Genomic DNA, 19,455 nt, shown 5'->3' on the forward strand with positions numbered 1-19,455 from the left:
TTTTTTTTTTTTTTTTTTTTTTTTTTTTTTTTTTGAGTATAATTGCTTATTAATCAGATAAATGGAACCAGGTTCAAAAGTTGGGGATTAACAAAAAAAAAAAAGATAATCTGAATAGAAAAAAATCAATTTTTCGGACTTCTCTAAACTGACTTCTAAAAGCTTTTATTAAACACCTCAATAGCGCTTTTCTTAAAAAATATTCACTAAATATATCAAAAGAAATCATTTTTCTTATATTCTGAAGGAGTCTGCCCTGTATGTTTTTTGAAAAATTTACTGAATACAGACTGATCTGAAAAGTTTAATTCCGATGCGGCATCACTAACTGAGGTATGGTAGTTACGCAATAAAATTTTGGCTTCTGTAATCAATACCTGATTGATAATTTCCCTACTTGTTTTAAACATAGTTTTTTTTATCATTTTGCTTAAATACTTTCTTGTTACAAAAAGACTGTCCGCATAAAACTGTACATCATGATGTTCCTTATAGTTTTCACGAAGTAGCAGGAAAAATTTTGTTGCAAGGTCTTCACCTCTTGGCGAAGTAGGCTGTACTGTTTCAATGCTCTTAAAATAATTGTCTAATTCATAAATAAGGAGGGAAAAAAAATGCCATATCAATTCATTGGAGTAGTAGTTGTCTTTTGTGGTATCATTAAGAGATTGTAATTCAGTAAGATAAAATTTTATTCTTTTGAAAAGATCTGCGTTACCACTTATAATCGAAATAGGATTGTTTGAAAAACTTTTTAGAATGTCATTTGATCTGTAATTAAATCCTGCTTTAGATATAAAGTCGGTGGTGAACACAATATATTTTGCTTTATAATCATCTGAAATACGATCAGTTGTGAAGGTTCCTGAGTTTGGACAAAAGAGGATATCATTGGCCGTAATTTTTGATTGATAATCATTTATAGTATATTCACAAATTCCCTTTTCCAGTATAATTAAGGAGAAAAAATCTGCTCTGTGCGGTATACTCAATTTTATATTGTAATTACTCTTATTAATATCGTTTACCACATATTCTTTCGTAATTAAATCGGTTTTAACCTGACTTATTAGTTCTTCCAGTGTCAGATTATAAATTTGTTTTACCATGTTGAGCAGAAAAAATTAAGTAATTTTAATATTAAATAAGGGTTCAATAAAAATGCTATTCATCAAAATACAAAATTAAAATAAAGCGACAAATAAACTAATCTTGGTAACTAATCAAACCTTTTTTATTAATATAATTTTTAAGCTAGCTAATATATTTTAGATTGGAAATTATTAAAGCTTGGCTTATAATCAACATTGGGTTAAACTACTGATGCATTCATAATTGTGAAGTATGTATAAAAACTGAAAAAAGTGGATTAAATCTAATTTGGATAATCCACTTTTAATTTTAAGTTCTATTATTTAAAATTTGTTTTTCTATGCAGGTAAGGATTAATTAGGAAGAGATAAAAGTGGTATTTCTAGTCCCGTAGCCATAGTTCTTGTTTTACTGATGTGTAAAAGTGAATCCCAAAAACCATATTTCTGAGGAACCATTACTAAAAGATCAGCTTTATAATTTTTGATTTCTAACTTAATTTCATTGACAACGTCACTTGATTTAATCTTTTTGTAAAGATGTTTAATATCGGTAAGATTTGGATCAATTGTAGAGTCGGCATTGTTTTGCTGAAGAAGTAATTTTTCGACTTTATGTTCAACGCTAAAAAATTCTATTTCTGACTTTAGTTTCAAAACTATTTTTGTAAACCATCTAAATCTTTTAACTGTTGACAAACTCGTATCGTCTAATGCAAAAAGTATTTTTTTAACTTGAGAAAAATGTGCTGCTTCAGGAACAGCCAGCACCGGAATATTAATGTTTTTAATTACAGATGTTGTTGAATTACCCATTAAATCTTGCTCTAAAGACTTATCTGCCATACCCATTACAACAAGTTCTATTTTTCTGTTTTCAATTAACTTGTTGAGTTCCTCTTCCAAAGGCGAGTAAATACAATAAATTTCTATTTCAATAGAAAATGTAGTAGAAAGCTCTGTCGCTAAGATTTTAAGTTTCCACAAGGATCTATTTAGTTCCTGATCTAGTCCGGCGCTGGAAACTCTTGAATTCGAACTATGAATAGAAAGTGAAAAGGAATGAAAGAGTAGAAGTTTTGATCCGGTTACTTCTGCTAATGCTGCCGCATAGAAAACGGCATTTTTTGCAATATCAGAAAAATTTGTGGCGGCAATTATTGTTGATTTTGAGCTCATGACTTAACTATTTACGTTATAAAGTTTAGATTAAATTAATTTTTTAAAGTATATTATTTATTATGTCTACAGGCCTGCAGGAAGTCAAATGAATACTGGTTTATTTGATTTTCAATCCGGCTGTTAAGGTGATTTTACTAATGTTTAAGTTTGAAGTGAACATTGCAAAATCAATAAGGGACTAGTATATGCAACAGCTTTCACTTCCGTTTTTTATTTCTTTAAAGAAGATTTATAATTTTTCTTTTCTCGATGTGTCTATGATTCCATGAAGGAATAACATATTGGTACAGTTCAAAATTTCACGTTTATCCGAAAATTCTTTCCTAGTATTTTCTATGATAGTATCAATTTGAAGCATATAAAGATCAACTAACAATTTAGGCTTTAGGGTTTCCCAATAAAAACCATCCTGTATACCACGAACTATATTTAGTAACAAAAAAGGCGTAAATTTATCCTTTTTCGATTTTATAACGATCTGATATACTTTAGGATAATATTCTATAATGTCATTAATAAACACCGATGTAAAAACAGAAATATTATTTTGTATAAAATTAAAAAAAATTAAAAGTTCATCGGGAGGATTGTTGTATTCACTAGCAAGGTTTTCGATATATTTTTCGACTTTAGTTAATTCAATTGTTGTTATTTTTTTTACAATATCTTCTTTATCAATGAAATACTGATAAAATGTTTTTTTAGAAATTCCACATTTTTTACTAATTAAGTCTATAGAAGTTTTTTTAATTCCATTGTTTGGAAATAGCAATAAAGCAGTTTTCATGATTTCTTGCTGTGTATTTTTCATTATTTTAAGTGATAATCATTTTTTGTACTTCATTATATATTTTCCCGGTCTCATGTATTTTAAAGATAGATAATCTCAAATTTTTGATTCAAATCATTGGTAGAATCAGTTCAATAAAAAAAAGCTATACTTACAAAGATATTTCACAAATTGGGCAAAAAAAAGGTTGATTAATCGCCAAGATTGGTTTATTTGTCGCCTTTTAAAGGTTTAAAAAAGTCAGGGTAAGCTGCGTTCTAAAAACGGAGTTCAAGTTTAAATAGTTTTCAAATATTTGTGTATAAGTGTCCGGTGTTGTATAATGCGACTTATAGACATATTTTAGCGACTTTTATTTTAACAGTGATCAGACAGAAAGCGCGAATTTTATAAAAAATTATCATAATTTAAAAAAGTAAAATTTCTAATGCATTCTGAAAAAAACTCCGCTCATACCGAACAGTATTTTAAAATAGTCCGCGAAAAATTACGCTTTAACTCTGTATTTTTTTTAACGGGTTTGCTAACTGTTTCAATGTGTGGCTTTTTCTGGCTTAATACAGATTCATTTTTATCACTTAATAGCATTCCGTTATTTGCAATTGTACTTATTATCAATGGAAGTAGTGAAACTTTTTTTTCAATTATAAATAAAAATAATTTTGAAAGTTGGGGACTGCTCCTTCAATCAGGAATATATGCTGTATTAGTAGGGGTCTTATTTTTACTTATTCCTTTTGAATCAATAAATGTACAGGTGGTTATACTTTTATATCTATTTTTGGCAGCTATTTTCAACTTAATTTTTACTGGGGCTTTAAAACAGTACGGTATGGTTAACTGGAATAGTTTTATAACTTTAAATAAAATAGTCGTTATAGTATCACTCTTTACGTTAATTTTTGAAATTAAAGATTTTGAAGAAACAGATTTATTACTTTACATCACATTAATTTGTTTTGGATTTAGTAAGGTATTACTAGGTCGCGGATTTTCTGAACTCAATACTTTTAATGAAAAAATAAGCTGGTCCATCTATCATAAAATTGATGTGATTAAGAATGAATATTTTAAATCCCTTGAAAGAAACTGGGATGCCGAAAGAGATTTATATATTTAAAAATGTGCACTAATTTTAGGTTTATCGATTTACTTTAAAATAGATTAAAATTCTCATTTTCATCAATTTAACTAAGATGTAAAAAGTTGTTGTCATTTCGTATTAATACATTAAAAAGGATACTCTATTTATAATAGCGTATCCTTTTGTCCTTAGATATTTGTAAATATATTAGTAGAAAAGTATAGTTAGTTGTTCACTGCTAAAGAAACTTCCTCTCGGTAAAGAATAGCCCCTATTTCGGGATGTATCTGAGTGTTTTTGGCAAAACTCTCAATAGGTTTTTTTACAGATTTCAGGAAAGAATTACTCAATAGGATGTAGGAGGGACGTTCGGCAAAACCATTTTTTAGAAGTTGATGTGCCTCCACAATTGTGGCTCCATACAGTTTGCTGAATTTTTTAATCTGGTATTTACTAAACTCTCCATAATGAACGATTAATTTAAGTGATAAGTCAATTTTAATGTTTAGCGATTTACTAAGTAGTATTACTTTATTTTCAAATGCTCGAAGCATATTACGTAAATTTTCCATTGTTTTTTCATAAGATGGTTTCTTGGAATACTTATAAAAAAGAATTGCATCTCCCTCAATTTCTGAAATATTGAAATTTTGGTTGTTGGATATTATGAGTTCAGTCAAAAGTTCTTTCACAATATACTCACCAGTGTAAATTTTAGTGTTGTAGACAAACTCAGTAAAGCCACTAAAATCCGGTATTAGTATTATTCCTTCTTTAATCGTAGTATTTTTCATAACATAGGCTTTGTATTGATTAGTAAAAATCTGTTGCCTGATACCAACAGGCAACAGATTAAATTATACTTATTGCCATCCTCCACCAAGGGAACGGTACAGCATGGTAATTGCATTAAGTTTTTGCGTTTTTATCGCAGCTAAATCCAACTCAGATTTTAATTTATTGGTCTGAGCAATAATTACATCAAGATAATTGGCCTCATTGTATTTGTATAAGGTGACAGAGTTTGTTACTATGGTTTTTGAGCGTTCCACTAAACCTTCAGCAATTTTTTGTTGTTGCTCTAATTTTTGGATTTGAACCATAGCATCAGATACTTCTGCAACAGCTGTTAAAACAGATTGTTTGAAATTAAGTTCAGCTTGTTCTGAACTAATTTTTGATTGTTCATATCTTGTTTTTAGCTGTTTCCCATTTAAAATAGGCTGTAGTAATGAACCTGCAGCAACACCAAATAAAGAGCCAGGTAACTCAAACCAGTTACTTGCTTTAAAAGAATTAATTCCTCCTTGTGCCGTTATGTTTAGTGAAGGATACATACTTGTTTTAGCAACATGTATACTCGCAATGCTTCTTCTAAAATCGAGCTCTCTACTTTTTACATCAGGTCTGAAGGACAGTATTTGAGAAGGATAACCGGTAGATAGTGCTTCGGGTACAATAACTTCATCCAGTCTAAGATTTCTTTCTATCTGATCAGGTAAACTGCCTGTTAATATACTCAGGGCGTTCTCCTGTACATTAATTGCACCTTCTATAACAGGGATATTTTTTAAAATTTGATCTTTAGTAATCTCTTGCTGTTGAACAGCCAAAGAGGTAATCATACCCAGTTCTTGTTGTTTATTTAAAATAGTAAGCGTGCTGTCTGCAAAAGTTAAATTGTTTTGGGTAATTTCCAATTGTTTATCCAACATCAGAAGGTTATAGTAACCGGTAACTACTTCGGAAACCAAGCGTGTTTTAACAGCTTTTGCAGCCTCTTGTGTTTTAAGATAGTCTGCTAAAACTTCTTCTTTTGCACCTTTAATTTTACCCCAGATATCAGCTTCCCAAGAAATATTGACGGAAGTACTATAATCTTCGATGTATTTTTGTCCCAAAAACTGTCCTAATGAAAGTCCGTTTAAACTATTGTCTGATGGACGTGATATGTTGGCAGCAGCGACAGTAGCATTAACAGTGGGCACATTTGCCCATTTTGATTGCTTGTATCCCAAAGAAGCAAATTCTATTTGCTTTAGAGCAATTTGCATATCATAATTGTTTTGTACTGCTTGGTCAATAAGATTGACCAAGACAGGATCTTTAAAAAACTCTTTATAATTAATTAGTGCAATGTTGCTTGCGCTGTCCTTTTGAACTGATGTATCATCATTTCTAAAGGTATCAGGAAGGTCAACTTCAGGTTGCTCGTACTTTTGAACAGAGCACGATAAAATAAATCCTGAAATTGTGGTGATGTATATTATTTTTTTAAATAAATTCATTTCTTAATTTTTGAATTAATATTCCCAATCGGATTCGGATATTTCTTTTCCACTCATTTTTTCCTGTAGGTATTGAAATACAACAAAGAGTACAGGAGTTATGAAAACACCCAATATTGTACCTACAAGCATACCAAAAATTGCGGCATATCCTATAGAATGATTACCCATTGCCGAAGGTCCTACTACGAATACCAGTGGTAATAATCCTGTAATAAATGCTAATGAAGTCATTAAAATTGGACGAAGCCTTGCTTTAGCTCCTTCGACAGCAGCTGCAATCAAACTCTTACCGGCTTGTCTTCTTTGAATAGCAAATTCAACAATCAAGATTCCATTTTTGGCAAGTAAGCCTATAAGCATTACCATTGCAATCTGAACATAAATATTGTTGGAAATGTCTGCCATTGAAATACCTATGAACACTCCGCTAAGTCCCACTGGGATAGCAGTAAGAACAGCTAAAGGCAGGATATAACTTTCGTATTGTGCAGCTAATAAGAAAAATACAAAAATAAAACACAATGCAAAAATGACAGTAGATTGTGAACTGGAAGCATTTTCCTCACGGCTCATGCCTTTATAATCATAGGTATATCCAGCAGGCAGGATTTGCTCACTTACCTCTTTAATTGCAGTCATTGCCTGACCCGAACTGTAACCTGGTTTAGGCATAACGGTTAGGTTAGAAGAATTAAATAAGTTAAATCGATCAACGACTTCAGCTCCGGAGGTATTTTTTAAATGAACAAGCGTATTTATAGGAACCATTTCACCAGCAAAGTTTTTTACAAAAATACTGTTGAGTGATTCTTTATCTTTTCTGTTTTCAGGATTTGCTTGAACCAAAACACGGTAATATTTTCCAAATCTTGTAAAATCAGAAGATTGAATGCTACCATAATACCCTTGCATTGCACTTAATACGTCTGCTACGGTAACCCCTAATTGAGCTGCTTTTGTCTCATCCACTAAAACTTCAAATTGTGGATATTCAACATTAAATGTGGTAAAAGCAACCTCAATTTCAGGACGCTGCATTAACGCACCCATCATACCATAGGAAATGCCTCCTAATTTTTTTAAATCTCCATTAGTACGATCCTGTAATACTAATTCGATACCACTGGTATTTCCAAATCCTTCTACAGTAGGTACATTAAGTACCAGGAAATTAGCTCTTTTGTCGTTAGATAATTCAGCTTGGATCTGTCCCATAACGTCACCTAATTTCTGAACATCACCTCTCTCTTGACTTTTCTTTAATTTAACAAATAAAGTACCTGAAGAAGAAGAAAGCGAACCACTAAAAAGATTTAATCCATCAACGGTAATCACTTTGTCTACAGCAGGATTTGCAATAAGTTTGTCTTGTACACTACCTAAAACTTGTCCCGTTCTATTTTGTGATGCCCCTGCAGAAAGATTTGCAGTTACAATGATAAAATTTTGATCCTCATCAGGAATAAAAGCTTTTGGAGTTGTCATAGACATCCAGGCAAATAGCCCTCCAAAGATTGCAATAAGTAAAAAGGCTACCCATTTTCTTTTTAATAAAAATAAAATTGATTTAGCATATTTAGAGGTCATTTTATCAAACGAAGCATTAAATCCTGCAAAAAAGCGTTCTTTAAATCCTGTTTTTTCATGACTGGGATCATGGGGTTTTAGTAATATGGCACAAAGTGCAGGACTTAGCGTCAATGCATTTACAGCAGAAATTACAATCGCGATGGCTAATGTTATAGCAAATTGCTTGTAGAATAAACCTGTTGAACCTTCCATAAAAGCAACCGGTACAAACACAGCAGACATAATAAGTGTTATCGAAATAATTGCTCCTGAAATCTCACTCATCGCCGACATAGTAGCGGCTTTAGCATTAAGCCCTCTTTTTTCCATTTTGGCATGGACGGCTTCCACAACTACTATGGCATCATCTACCACAATACCAATTGCAAGCACCAATGCAAATAAGGTTAATGTATTTATTGAAAAGCCAAAAAGTTGCATAAAGAAAAACGTACCCACAATAGATACAGGAACCGCAATTGCAGGAATAAGTGTAGATCGGAAATCCTGTAAAAAGATAAATACCACAATAAATACCAATATAAAGGCCTCGATTAGGGTATGAATTACCTGATCGACAGAGGTATCCAATGATTCTTTTGTTGCATAAGGAATGTCATACTTCATACCAGAAGGAAATGATTTTTCGAGTTCTCTCATGCGTTTCTCTATAGCAATTTGAACCTCGTTGGCATTAGATCCAGACATTTGGAAAATTGCCATTACAACTCCTGCATCCTTATTGTATTTAGCAGAAACAGCATAATTGTACGCACCAAATTCTACTTTAGCAACATCTTTCAATCGTAGGATGGAGCCATCATTTTTAGCTCTTATAACTATGTTTTCATATTGAGAAGGTTCTGTAAACTTACCTTTGTATCGCATTACATACTCCATAGATTCTCCAGTCCTTTCTCCGAATCTACCTGGGGCGGCTTCTAAATTTTGGGACTGAATGGCACGTGATATTTCAATAGGAGTAAGTTTATAAGCATTTAATTTAGCAGGATCCAGCCATACACGAATTGAATAATCTTTGTTACCATAAGCCATGGCATCTCCAACACCTTTAATCCTTTTAATTTCAGGAATGATATTTATTTTAGCATAATTTTCTAAAAATAAATCATCAATTTTAGGATCATCACTACTTAAAGTGATCATACCCATCATACTGTTTTGTTTTTTTAGAGTTGTAACTCCAGCTTGTACCACTTCAGCAGGGAGCTGATTGGTTACTTGCGACACTCTGTTTTGCACATTTATCGCAGCTTGATCAGGATCTGTTCCTAATTTAAAAATAACGGTGATTGTTAATGTACCATCATTACTGGATACGGAATTGATATAATCCATATTTTCCACCCCATTAATAGCATTCTCGAGAGGAGGCGCAACCGAACGTCCGATGGTTTCAGCATTTGCACCCGGATAAAGAGCCACAACAGTTACTGTAGGCGGTGCAATATCTGGAAATTTGGTTATAGGAAGTCCAAGCATTCCTACCACACCCAGTATCACTAGTAACAGTGAGATTACCGTTGCTAGAACAGGTCGTTTTATAATTGTTTTTAACATGTTTTTGTTTTTGAGAATAGTTAATTCTTATATTTTAGCAGTTTTTTGTGCAGTAACCGGTGTTCCTGATTGAAGTCTGTCAAATCCGGAAACGATGTAGGTGTCTCCTGGTTTTAAACCTTCCGATATAATGTATTTGGTTCCTGTTTTGCCTGATATTTTTACTTCAATTTGCTTGGCCTTACCTTGTTTGTCTACAATAAATGCGAAGATTTTATCTTGTACGCCCATAGTGGAAGCAATTGGCAGTAAAACAGCATTATTATTTACTTGTTTCATAATAATCTTACCAGTACTTCCACTTCTTAAGATTGTTTTTGGGTTATCAAATTTTGCTCGTAAAGTTATCGCTCCGGTATTTGAATCAAATTGTCCATTTACGGCATCAATTTGACCAGCAATTTCATATTCCTCTCCATTAGATAGCTGAAGATTAACTTTTAGACTATTTTTGAGGATGTTTTTTCCTGGATATTGACTCTGAAAAGTTTGAAAATCATTTTCGCTCATACTGAAATAAGCATTCACTTTGTGAATATCTGAAAGAATAGTTATGGGTGTAGGGTTTGAGGGAGCAATGAGACTTCCCAGACGGTAGCCCACTCGGCCGATGTAACCGCTAACAGGTGCTTTTATCGTGCAAAAATTAAGATTAATTCTTGCTGATCCTACTTGTGCTTGAGCTCCTTTATACGCAGCTTCTGCCTGATCCACCTGAAGACTGGAAACTATTTTACTTTTAGCAAGTTCTTTTTTTCTGTCTAACTCAATTTTTGCAGAACTTAGATTTGCTTGGGCTGTATTATATTGCTCTCTGTAGATGCTACTTTCAATAATGAAAAGCGTTTGACCTGCTTTAACGTAAGCACCGTCGTCAACAAGTATTTTTTGAAGGTATCCGGAGATTTGTGGACGAATTTCAACATCAGCAACACCTTCGATGCTAGTGCTGTATTCTTTTGAAATTGTCGACTGTTCGCTTACAATTGTTGCCATTGGAAGTTCTATTGCTCCTTGCTGCGTGCTTTGATTTTGATCTTTTTTACCGCATCCTTGCAAAAAAAGGAGTAGAGAAAAAAATACTGAAAACTTGAAAATGGAATATCGATTCATTGATCTTTTGTTATATGTTTAATAATCGGGAGCAAAATTCGATTAAAAAAGAGCAAATAAACAAAGCAGAAGTCGCCTATATTTGTTTAAAAGTCGCCTATATTTTTTATCAGCGGAGAGGTTATTATTACGGTTAAATCACAATTTTTTTAGAGAGTAAAAATGCGAATACGAAACCTTTAGGATATAAGAACAATGCTAAATGCAAGGTTTTTTTTTCAATGTTTTATCTACTATTTTGTACCGTTAGCATATTGACACTTTTATCAAATATTTAAAAAAAAATACGTCTTAGAAATGTTCTTAAGGACTTCTAATGAATTAACTAGTCTCCAAGATTTGAATTAGGAGGCTTTTTTGTGTTCGGTGAAAATAGATACAGAAGAAACTAATTTAAAACTGTTCTCTATATTGGGTAGGTGTAATGCCTATTTTTTTTTAATAAATCTTGAGAAATAGGGTGGTGTTCAAAACCTAATCATAGGCTGTTTCGGCTATGGTTTTGTCAGTATTCATCAAAATATTTTTGCTTCAATAATCCAAAGCAATATGAATATTTTCCAATACCGGTTTGCCGGTTTCTTGTTTTAATAAGTCACTTTAAATAAAACAGGTTCTTATCAAACACCAAAAAACTCCTTAAGCAATTAAAGAGTTTTTTTATTCCGAAGAAGTTGATAGAATAATTTAGATTACAATAAGTATGTTGGAAACAAGAGTATTTGCAGATTCTAATCAGCAATTAAACTTCGTTTTATAAATTATTGAGCTCTTCTGCTGCACTCTCGGTACTTCCGTCACCTCCGGATCTTTCATTTGGACTTTTTTCAAATTTATCAGGTGTATAACGTTTTGGGTTAGTTCCGGTTTCATCCGGTTTTTCGCTTTTGCCAGTATCATCATCTTTGTCTTCATTATTTTTTGGACTGCTGTACTGACTGTGAAAAGGACATTTCTGAAACTCGGGACTGCTGTAATATTGTAGATTTTCCATAACTATTTGTTTTAATTTGTTGTATTAAAAGTAAGCTTATAAATACATTGTATTTTATATGAAATCAAAGAATCATTATAAAATTTACATAAAAGTTATGACGGTAAATCTTTAAAAAGGTATTCCAAATGCCTGTATTTTTTTATTTCAAAAAAAAGATTCCTAAATAATCACTACTTTTTCAAATCGTCCATGATGGCTCACAGAGACAGCTTGTGCAGTATGGGAGTGTGTAGAAGTTAAAAAAGGAATACCATATTGATCCTTACTGATATTCTTTTTTTCAATTTCAATAACCTTTTTTAAGTGGTCAGGATGAGTAACTGCAATAGTATGAATGCAATCATTACTGATATTGGTTTCTGTATAATACTTATTATTTCCGCAACAAATTACTGTTCCTGAAATAAAATGGTCGTTTTGGAAAATGAAACTACACTTCAGTTTTTGTGGAATATAGGATCTTATTTTCGTTTGCCTGTTATATATTTTGTAAGCAGCTTCTTTCATACTCCAAAGCGACCAGACAATAATTTCAGGATGCAAAGCTTTATTTATGAGCAACTGTTCATCTGCAGTAAAAATTTTTTCCAGAAAACCTTTTCGCTGCCAGTTACTTTCATGACGGGATTGGACGATATCAATAATATCATTACCTATCATTTTGCAGCTAATTTGGTTTCAATAATAGCTATTGATGTTTTCACATCCAGCATGCGTTCCATATCAGTATTTTCAATTATGATGTTAAATTCTTCTTCTATATCCAGAATAATATCGACCAGATTAGCTGAATTGATATTGAGATCATGAATAAAATCAGTGTTTTCAGTAAGGTGTTCATAAGCATCCGTATTAGTGGTATACGGTTTAATAATTACTTTTAATTTAGCTGTAAGTTCTTCTTTATTCATAGTGTTATTTTTTGAAATTTTTTAAAGATTACACAGGCATTTACATCACCAAAACCAAAACTTGCTTTAGCTATAATATCTGGTTTGGTATTGATTGTTTTGAAAGGAACTCTGGACGGATGTATCATTGAAGTAATTTCAGCATGAAGATCCTCACAATTTGTATTTCCAAATATAAATCCTTCCTGAAGCTGGAGAATTGCAGCTACACTCTCAATGCTTCCTGCTGCACTTAAACAATGCCCTGTGATACTTTTTAAAGAGTTTATATAAGGGAAATTTTCCCCTTTTAATCCCAGGGCTTTAGTCCAGTTTTCAATTTCGAGACTGTCTTTTGTAGTTGCGGTAAGGTGTCCGTTTATGGCATCAATATCAGTTGGTGAAATTCCTGAATTATAAATAGCATCAGTAATACAGCGTTGCACCGCCTGACTGTTTGGCGCAGTCATACTTCCGTTTCCTCTCTGTCCTCCTGAGTTAACGTTCCCTCCCAGTATTTCTGCATAAATAGTGGCTCCACGCTCTATGGCACTTTCCAGCTCTTCTACAACTATTGCTCCGGCACCACTGCCGGGAACAAATCCGGCTGCAGAAGCACTCATAGGCCGGGAACCCTGATGAGGATTATCATTAAATTTTGAACTGCATACCCGTAAAGCATCAAATCCAGCCCATATATAAGGCCCGCTATCTCCTGTACTACCGGCTAATATACGTTTTGCCTGTCCGGATTGTATACGGTCATATGCCATTATAATCGCTTCAGTACCGGTAGAACAGGCCGAAGAATTAGTCGTTACCTGATTTCCCAAGCCTAATTTTCCTCCCAGGTAAGCACTTATACCACTATTCATGGTTTGGGCAACCACAGTACTTCCCAATCTTCGGGTCTGTAGTTCATCTATTTTATAAATACTTTCGCGAAACTTATCAATTCCGGATGTTCCTGATCCAAATATAGTTCCGCTATCCCAGTCAGGCTGGTCATTTATTTCTGTTGATAAGCCTGCATTTTTCCATGCTTCTGTACCTGCAATAACACCGTATAAAATACCGGTACTATTAAAACCTCGTAATTCGAGTTCTGTAAAATACGCTGCTTTTAGTTCCTCTGAAATTTGCGGCTTACCGGCTATCTGACAGGAAAATTGCAGCTCTTCTAATTGCGGATCATGTCGTATGCCTGAAATCCCGTTTTTTACAGCCTGTGTAAATGCCGGGATTCCGACTCCGTTTGGAGCCACTACACCAAGACCTGTTATGACCACTCTTTTTTTCATAATTTGGTAGTAATCATTCCGGCAACAATACCTTTACAAACTTCAATTCCGGCTTCGTTTTTCATAACGACATCACATTTAAGTTTACCAAAGCGGAAAAATGTTTTTTGAGACGTTACCGTTACTTTTTCATTTGGATACACGGGTTTTAAAAACTGCATATCAGCCGAAGTAAAAGCGACCACTGTATCTTTCTTTAAATCATTTCCCAGTAAATAAATACCAAGGCAAACCATGCCAATCTGAGCCATGGTTTCCGTTAAAATAACACCCGGAGTCACCGGATTATCTTTAAAATGACCTTTGTAGAAATCAAGATTTTCATTAAAAGTATAAGTTCCGGTAATGCCGTTTTCATCTGCATGAAGCAGTTCATCCACAAATAAAAAAGGTTTGCTGTAAGGCAGTTGCTTAATAATATCGTTTAAATTCATTTTTTTATATTAATTTACCATTGTAACAAAACACGTTGTGCTGAAAATCCCGGACCAAAACTGAGCATCAGTCCTTTTTCTCCTAATTTAGGTTTTTTATCCATAATACGCTCCAGTACATACAAAACAGTTGCACTTGACATATTTCCGTATTGTTTAAGTACTTCTTTTGTATCATCAATATTTTTGCCTAATCCGGAGAACAGTTCTTCTACAGTGGTTACAATTTTTTTACCACCGGGATGAAATATCATGTGATCCAGATCTTCAATTTGTAAATTGTTTTTTTTGAGAAACGGATGGATTATATCTCCAAAATGGGAGGCAATAGTATCAGGAACTTCAATATCCAGTACCATTTGTAAACCACTATTGGTTAACCTGAAGCCCATCATATGCTCCGCATCATAAAAATGATACATTTCTTCATCAATAATTTCAGGACCTTTGTCTTCCTCGCAGGAAGATAATAAACAGCAGGCAGCGCCATCGCCAAAAATAGCGGCACTTACAATATTAGGCATCGAAAAATCATTTAGCTGGAAAGTTGCAGTAGGTGATTCAACGGCTATAACAGCTGCTCGTTTTCCGGGATTAGCCTTCAGAAAATTTTTAGCATATATAATACCTGATATTCCGGCAGCACACCCCATTTCGGTTACAGGTAATCGTACGATATCCTGCCTGAGATTCATTTTGTTAATGAGATAAGCATCCAGAGACGGAATCATAATTCCTGTACAGCTTACTGTAATGATGTAATCCAGCGATTGTGAATCCCAGCCTGCATTAATAAGCGCTTTTTCTAATACCTGCTGACCTAATATAACAGCTTCCCGGGTATAAATATCATTTTTTTCTTCAAATGAAGTTGCTGTAAATACCTCTTCGGGATCCATGATGGAATACCGTTTGTCTACAGCTGCTCCTTCAAATATTTTTTTTACTTTTTTTATAAAACGCTCTTCCTGTCCGGACAACCAGCTATCTAAAAAAGGAAGTATTTCCTCTGTTGTACGCCAGTATTTTGGCAGCTGGTTAGCCACTGTTGTTATTTTTACACTCATTTTTTAGCAATTATCCATTGGTATCTGAAAGCCCATTTCCAATTTATGGTATAGTTCGATAAATTTATTTTTTTTGAGAAAGCTTCTAATTCTCTTTTTTTGAATCCTCTTAATATAGAAACCAGACCATCTTTACGACCCATGTGATTCAAATTGAAAACAAAACAAATAACTTTAAAAAGGCCGTATGCCAGTTTACTTCTGTGTAAATCATTTATCACAATACCTATTGTTGCATTCTTATTAAAGATAGTAATTATATCTATGATTGCTTCATCATTAAAATGGTGCAGTGTTAGCGTACACAAAACAATATCATAGTGAATGGCTGTAAATTCTTCACTAAAAATATCGATACACCGATATTCTATATTCTTAAAATCATTAGATAAAGCCCTTGCATGATTTATGGTAAAAGCATTGGCATCAATACCTATGAGTTTAAAATTGATGTTGTTTTTTTGTCCGTATCTGTCAAGCATTCTTAACATATCACCATTTCCACAACCAATATCTGCAATAACTATAGTTCCTGAATAATCAGTATTTTGCAGCAATTTTTGTACTCCCTCCAGTGTTAGCTTATTTCCTCCCAAGAATTGATTTATCCGGGCAATTTGATCCAGCGCAGATTGTAACTCTTCGCCCTGAAGTGAAAAATCATCCATTATTTCTGTTTCCTGAGTTCTGTATTGCGTGTGTATTGTCATTTAATTAAATAGCTATTGGTTTGCCATGCGTTTGTCTGATAATTAAAGGCAGCAGTTTAGGAAATGCAATTATTAATTTTAATAACGCATTTGAAATTTTTTTATGGATAAATATTTTTCCGAGAAGTCTGCCAATAAAGAGTCGTTTTCCAAAATTTTGTTTCCATTTTTTTTTATAATTTTTTTCCAGCTGTTTACGTGAGATTAAGCCCGAATGAAAATCCAGTACTAGTTCTGAAGCTATTTTTGCACTGTGTATTGCCATTGCCATTCCGTTTCCGCAAAGCGGATGAATCAGACCGGCTGTATCACCAATCATTATTATATGATTTTCAACAGTTTGTTTTCTGTCAAATGATATTTGGCTTATAGTAATTGGTTTGTCAAACAACAGAGTGCTTTTTTCAAAAACAGATTTGAGGTGCCTGTTTTGAAAAAGTACACTTTGTTGATAATGATCAATATTTTTATATTTTTTAAAAGTTTGATAATCTGCCAGATAACAAATATTTAAAATACCATTTTCAATTTTTGAAATTCCGCAATATCCTCCGTTAAAATTATGTAAAGCCACAATATCAGCATCAAAATTCCCAGAATAATGTCCCTTCACGGCCAGCCAGGGAGTCTTTTTTTTAATAAAATTACGGGACAATTGCTGATCAATGTTTGAACGTTTCCCAAAAGCACCCAATACTGTTTCTGAATATAAAGTTTGAGTCGGTGTTGTTACTGTAAAAACGTTTTTGCTGAAGGTAACATTCACAACATTTTCGATAATAACAGTACAGCCATTTCTGATGGCTTTTTGGTAAAGAAAATGCTCCAGCTTATAACGGCTGATTCCAAATCCGCCAAGCGGCAGTCTGGTATTTACTATTTTGCTGTTTTGTGTTGAAAATTCAAATTTCGAAATAGTAGTAGGATGTAATTGATTAATATTTATGCCAAGCCAGGATAAATAGGGGACAATTTCATTAGAAATATATTCTCCACAAACTTTATGACGCGGATAGGCGGATTTTTCAATCAGCGTAACTTGTAATCCTTGTTTGGATAAATGAATCGCAGCTGATAAACCTGCAAGTCCACCGCCAATAATAATTACGTCCGTCTTTGTTTTCATATCATCAAGTGGGATATCATATTTATTATGAGGTATATTCCTCAGGTGATTTATTAAATATAAACTTAAATTTAATAGAATAGTGAATGCTTATATTATTTTTGACAATTATTATAAAATTTGTTGTTCCGTTTATGGAGAAAATAACAGAAAAGTTTAGTCTCTTCATTACGTTTTGCTTTCCGCAATCTTAATTTCTTTCTATTTAACGTTCTATTAGTATTTGATATTCCCTGAAATATTTTACAATTCATACCTTTGTATATACAAATAAGGATGAATTATGAATACCGATACACTTTCTAAAATAAAAATTTCCGTTCTCGACTTGGCAATAGTCAGAGAAGGAGGAAATGCTGCGGATACTTTTAAAAAAAGTTTAGAGTTAGCTCAGCATGTAGAGAAATGGGGATTTACCCGTTTTTGGCTTGCTGAGCATCATAATATGCAAGGGGTTGCGAGTACTGCAACGGTGGTTTTAATAGGTCATATTGCAGGTGGAACATCAACATTGAGAGTAGGATCAGGAGGAATAATGCTTCCTAATCATGCTCCATTAATTGTGGCAGAACAGTTTGGAACCTTAGCAACACTATATCCTGACCGGATTGATTTAGGATTGGGTCGTGCTCCGGGAACGGATCAGTTTACAGCCGCAGCTTTAAAAAGAGATGAGCATGCAGCAATGGAATTTCCGGGAAATGTACAGGAATTACAAATGTATTTATCAGAAGGAAATAAAAACGGAAGAGTACGGGCTATTCCGGGTGAAGGGCTGGACATCCCAATCTGGATTTTAGGTTCGAGTACAGATAGTGCTTATCTTGCAGCTTCTTTAGGTTTGCCTTATGCTTTTGCCAGCCATTTTGCTCCTGCCCAACTCCATAAGGCATTAGCAATCTACAGGCAAAATTTTAAACCTTCGGCTCAGTTAAAGGAACCATATACAATTGCCTGTGTGAATGTTTTTGCTGCTGATACAGATTATGAGGCGAATCGATTGGCAACCTCATTTAAAAAAATGTTTCTTGGAATTATCACAGGAAATAGAAAACAACTACAACCGGCTGTTGAGCCTAATGAAGATTTTATGGATCCAATGGAAGAAGCTGCCTTACAACAAATGATACAATATACTTTTATTGGCGGTCCTGAAAAAATCAAAAAAGAATTAGAAAAATTTATTGATATAACTCAAGTTGATGAAATAATGGCTGCTTCAGCAATTTATGAGCATGAAGCAAGATTACATTCTTACGAAATTTTGGGAGCTTTGTATAAAAAGGAAAATTAATTTAAAGTCAAAGCTCCTAAAATTTCTTCAGACATAAACGGACCTCCGGGATATTTAGCAGTATAATCCAGATTGAGCCAGATTTGGTCTCTCTCATCAATATGATAATGAAGCTGTTTTCCGTAGCTTTCTTTTTCAAAAAGTTTGTTTTTTATCAAAAAATTGACTGCTTCCAAATCATTCATATTTCCTATCAAAATTTCAGGATAAATATGTCCTTTAGTATGAATTAATCGCGGAGTTCCGCCAATTGCTCTGACACAGGCTGCCATTAAAATAGAATGATCATCACAATCTCCTGATAAATAATTTAGTGATTCTGTTGCTGCGGCAATGTAGTCTCCATCTTTAGGGTCACTCACATAATTCCAGCGGCTATTAATTTCTTTAAAAACTGCAAAACACTGAATAATGGTGCGATAGTCTGAATATCCTTTGATGTTTTTGAAATTTTTATTTACAGCCATTACAGCAAAATTACGCACCTTGGGATTTTTATATTGTATGGCTTTAAGAATTTCTGATTTATTGGGAAAAGGAAGTAATTTGGAAATAATAATATCCTGAGGATAGGGATTGTCAGACATGGTGTAAATCATCGAATCATAATCTTCATAAACACTTTCAAATCCGTAATTTCCGGATAATGTTCCGTACAATAAAACCAATAAATAGACCAGAATGCAAATAATAATAATGGTTCGCAGTAATCTTAAAAGTAACTGGATTGCTACTATAATAAAAATAAATAACAGAATCCGGTCTATGTTCAGAGGCCAGTTTAATTCAACTAAATTTTGATGTGCAATGAGAAATGTGGGAATACTAATCAAAATATTCAGCACAAAAATAATTACTTCATCCCAGGGCTTTCTGACCTGAAGTTTTTGCTTTATATTTTGAAAAGTAATATTTTTAAAGTTTATCATGCAAAG

The 19,455-nt window shown here is 33.3% G+C and carries 18 protein-coding genes; 2 read left to right on the forward strand and 16 right to left on the reverse strand.

The genetic code is table 11. The features are described 5' to 3' along the window. Positions 1 to 215 precede the first annotated feature (215 nt). The 3 genes from ACSV4D_RS16475 to ACSV4D_RS16485 form a co-directional block, all read right to left on the reverse strand. Positions 216 to 1,109 (reverse strand): helix-turn-helix domain-containing protein, encoded by an 894-nt coding sequence (locus tag ACSV4D_RS16475; protein ID WP_408082275.1) that lies wholly within the window; start codon positions 1,107 to 1,109, stop codon positions 216 to 218. A gap of 336 nt (positions 1,110 to 1,445) precedes the next feature. Beyond that, complete coding sequence (locus ACSV4D_RS16480) at positions 1,446 to 2,270, reverse strand: universal stress protein (RefSeq protein ID WP_408082274.1); 825 nt, start codon at positions 2,268 to 2,270, stop codon at positions 1,446 to 1,448. Between the two features lie 232 nt (positions 2,271 to 2,502). Then, entirely contained in the window at positions 2,503 to 3,084 is a 582-nt protein-coding gene (locus ACSV4D_RS16485; RefSeq protein ID WP_439229126.1) for a TetR/AcrR family transcriptional regulator, read from the reverse strand. Positions 3,085 to 3,490: 406 nt separating this feature from the next. Between ACSV4D_RS16485 and ACSV4D_RS16490 the strand changes: the two genes are divergently transcribed. Then, positions 3,491 to 4,183, forward strand: coding sequence for a hypothetical protein (locus ACSV4D_RS16490; protein ID WP_439229127.1), 693 nt, complete (start codon positions 3,491 to 3,493; stop codon positions 4,181 to 4,183). Positions 4,184 to 4,371: 188 nt separating this feature from the next. Here the strand turns inward: ACSV4D_RS16490 and ACSV4D_RS16495 are convergent, their stop codons facing one another. The 12 genes from ACSV4D_RS16495 to ACSV4D_RS16550 form a co-directional block, all read right to left on the reverse strand. After that, the gene (locus ACSV4D_RS16495; protein WP_408082271.1) at positions 4,372 to 4,941 is read right to left on the reverse strand and encodes a DUF2652 domain-containing protein; all 570 of its coding nucleotides are present in this window, start codon (positions 4,939 to 4,941) and stop codon (positions 4,372 to 4,374) included. A gap of 69 nt (positions 4,942 to 5,010) precedes the next feature. After that, positions 5,011 to 6,435, reverse strand: coding sequence for a TolC family protein (locus ACSV4D_RS16500; RefSeq protein ID WP_439229128.1), 1,425 nt, complete (start codon positions 6,433 to 6,435; stop codon positions 5,011 to 5,013). 15 nt (positions 6,436 to 6,450) lie between these two features. Next, positions 6,451 to 9,588, reverse strand: coding sequence for an efflux RND transporter permease subunit (locus ACSV4D_RS16505; protein ID WP_439229129.1), 3,138 nt, complete (start codon positions 9,586 to 9,588; stop codon positions 6,451 to 6,453). A 27-nt stretch (positions 9,589 to 9,615) separates the two neighbouring features. After that, a complete protein-coding gene (locus tag ACSV4D_RS16510; RefSeq protein ID WP_439229130.1) occupies positions 9,616 to 10,584 on the reverse strand; it encodes an efflux RND transporter periplasmic adaptor subunit in 969 nt (322 codons plus the stop codon). An 871-nt stretch (positions 10,585 to 11,455) separates the two neighbouring features. After that, the gene (locus ACSV4D_RS16515) at positions 11,456 to 11,695 is read right to left on the reverse strand and encodes a hypothetical protein (RefSeq protein WP_439229131.1); all 240 of its coding nucleotides are present in this window, start codon (positions 11,693 to 11,695) and stop codon (positions 11,456 to 11,458) included. Positions 11,696 to 11,857: 162 nt separating this feature from the next. Then, complete coding sequence (locus tag ACSV4D_RS16520; RefSeq protein WP_439229132.1) at positions 11,858 to 12,358, reverse strand: 4'-phosphopantetheinyl transferase family protein; 501 nt, start codon at positions 12,356 to 12,358, stop codon at positions 11,858 to 11,860. Further along, positions 12,355 to 12,609, reverse strand: a complete 255-nt coding sequence (locus tag ACSV4D_RS16525; RefSeq protein ID WP_439229133.1) for an acyl carrier protein — start codon at positions 12,607 to 12,609, stop codon at positions 12,355 to 12,357. The genes ACSV4D_RS16520 and ACSV4D_RS16525 overlap by 4 nt, the downstream gene beginning before the upstream one ends. Then, positions 12,606 to 13,889 carry a beta-ketoacyl-[acyl-carrier-protein] synthase family protein gene (locus ACSV4D_RS16530; protein WP_439229134.1) on the reverse strand — a complete coding sequence of 428 codons (1,284 nt, stop codon included), beginning with the start codon at positions 13,887 to 13,889 and terminating at the stop codon, positions 12,606 to 12,608. The genes ACSV4D_RS16525 and ACSV4D_RS16530 overlap by 4 nt, the downstream gene beginning before the upstream one ends. Continuing rightward, on the reverse strand, positions 13,886 to 14,323 hold the full coding sequence (locus ACSV4D_RS16535) for a 3-hydroxyacyl-ACP dehydratase FabZ family protein (protein ID WP_439229135.1): 438 nt from the start codon (positions 14,321 to 14,323) through the stop codon (positions 13,886 to 13,888). Before ACSV4D_RS16535 ends, ACSV4D_RS16530 begins: the two co-directional genes overlap by 4 nt. 14 nt (positions 14,324 to 14,337) lie before the next feature. Further along, positions 14,338 to 15,390: a type III polyketide synthase gene (locus ACSV4D_RS16540; RefSeq protein WP_439229136.1), complete on the reverse strand. Its 1,053-nt coding sequence runs from the start codon at positions 15,388 to 15,390 to the stop codon at positions 14,338 to 14,340. Next, the gene (locus ACSV4D_RS16545) at positions 15,387 to 16,100 is read right to left on the reverse strand and encodes a methyltransferase domain-containing protein (protein ID WP_439229137.1); all 714 of its coding nucleotides are present in this window, start codon (positions 16,098 to 16,100) and stop codon (positions 15,387 to 15,389) included. The genes ACSV4D_RS16540 and ACSV4D_RS16545 overlap by 4 nt, the downstream gene beginning before the upstream one ends. 4 nt (positions 16,101 to 16,104) lie before the next feature. Continuing rightward, positions 16,105 to 17,226 (reverse strand): NAD(P)/FAD-dependent oxidoreductase, encoded by a 1,122-nt coding sequence (locus ACSV4D_RS16550; protein WP_439229138.1) that lies wholly within the window; start codon positions 17,224 to 17,226, stop codon positions 16,105 to 16,107. Between the two features lie 283 nt (positions 17,227 to 17,509). Between ACSV4D_RS16550 and ACSV4D_RS16555 the strand changes: the two genes are divergently transcribed. After that, complete coding sequence (locus ACSV4D_RS16555; protein ID WP_439229139.1) at positions 17,510 to 18,520, forward strand: LLM class flavin-dependent oxidoreductase; 1,011 nt, start codon at positions 17,510 to 17,512, stop codon at positions 18,518 to 18,520. Here the strand turns inward: ACSV4D_RS16555 and ACSV4D_RS16560 are convergent. Then, on the reverse strand, positions 18,517 to 19,449 hold the full coding sequence (locus tag ACSV4D_RS16560; protein ID WP_439229140.1) for a transglutaminase: 933 nt from the start codon (positions 19,447 to 19,449) through the stop codon (positions 18,517 to 18,519). The genes ACSV4D_RS16555 and ACSV4D_RS16560 overlap by 4 nt on opposite strands. Between the last annotated feature and the right edge of the window lie 6 nt (positions 19,450 to 19,455).

The sequence above is a fragment of the Flavobacterium sp. ARAG 55.4 genome (genome assembly GCF_051846875.1).
Lineage (GTDB): Bacteria > Bacteroidota > Bacteroidia > Flavobacteriales > Flavobacteriaceae > Flavobacterium > Flavobacterium plantiphilum.

Coding starts and splice junctions, on each gene's coding strand:
- ACSV4D_RS16475 (WP_408082275.1), bottom strand. CDS start 1,109: ATGGTAAAACAAATTTATAATCTGACACTGGAAGAACTAATAAGTCAG.
- ACSV4D_RS16480 (WP_408082274.1), bottom strand. CDS start 2,270: ATGAGCTCAAAATCAACAATAATTGCCGCCACAAATTTTTCTGATATT.
- ACSV4D_RS16485 (WP_439229126.1), bottom strand. CDS start 3,084: ATGAAAAATACACAGCAAGAAATCATGAAAACTGCTTTATTGCTATTT.
- ACSV4D_RS16490 (WP_439229127.1), top strand. CDS start 3,491: ATGCATTCTGAAAAAAACTCCGCTCATACCGAACAGTATTTTAAAATA.
- ACSV4D_RS16495 (WP_408082271.1), bottom strand. CDS start 4,941: ATGAAAAATACTACGATTAAAGAAGGAATAATACTAATACCGGATTTT.
- ACSV4D_RS16500 (WP_439229128.1), bottom strand. CDS start 6,435: ATGAATTTATTTAAAAAAATAATATACATCACCACAATTTCAGGATTT.
- ACSV4D_RS16505 (WP_439229129.1), bottom strand. CDS start 9,588: ATGTTAAAAACAATTATAAAACGACCTGTTCTAGCAACGGTAATCTCA.
- ACSV4D_RS16510 (WP_439229130.1), bottom strand. CDS start 10,584: ATGGCAACAATTGTAAGCGAACAGTCGACAATTTCAAAAGAATACAGC.
- ACSV4D_RS16515 (WP_439229131.1), bottom strand. CDS start 11,695: ATGGAAAATCTACAATATTACAGCAGTCCCGAGTTTCAGAAATGTCCT.
- ACSV4D_RS16520 (WP_439229132.1), bottom strand. CDS start 12,358: ATGATAGGTAATGATATTATTGATATCGTCCAATCCCGTCATGAAAGT.
- ACSV4D_RS16525 (WP_439229133.1), bottom strand. CDS start 12,609: ATGAATAAAGAAGAACTTACAGCTAAATTAAAAGTAATTATTAAACCG.
- ACSV4D_RS16530 (WP_439229134.1), bottom strand. CDS start 13,889: ATGAAAAAAAGAGTGGTCATAACAGGTCTTGGTGTAGTGGCTCCAAAC.
- ACSV4D_RS16535 (WP_439229135.1), bottom strand. CDS start 14,323: ATGAATTTAAACGATATTATTAAGCAACTGCCTTACAGCAAACCTTTT.
- ACSV4D_RS16540 (WP_439229136.1), bottom strand. CDS start 15,390: ATGAGTGTAAAAATAACAACAGTGGCTAACCAGCTGCCAAAATACTGG.
- ACSV4D_RS16545 (WP_439229137.1), bottom strand. CDS start 16,100: ATGACAATACACACGCAATACAGAACTCAGGAAACAGAAATAATGGAT.
- ACSV4D_RS16550 (WP_439229138.1), bottom strand. CDS start 17,226: ATGAAAACAAAGACGGACGTAATTATTATTGGCGGTGGACTTGCAGGT.
- ACSV4D_RS16555 (WP_439229139.1), top strand. CDS start 17,510: ATGAATACCGATACACTTTCTAAAATAAAAATTTCCGTTCTCGACTTG.
- ACSV4D_RS16560 (WP_439229140.1), bottom strand. CDS start 19,449: ATGATAAACTTTAAAAATATTACTTTTCAAAATATAAAGCAAAAACTT.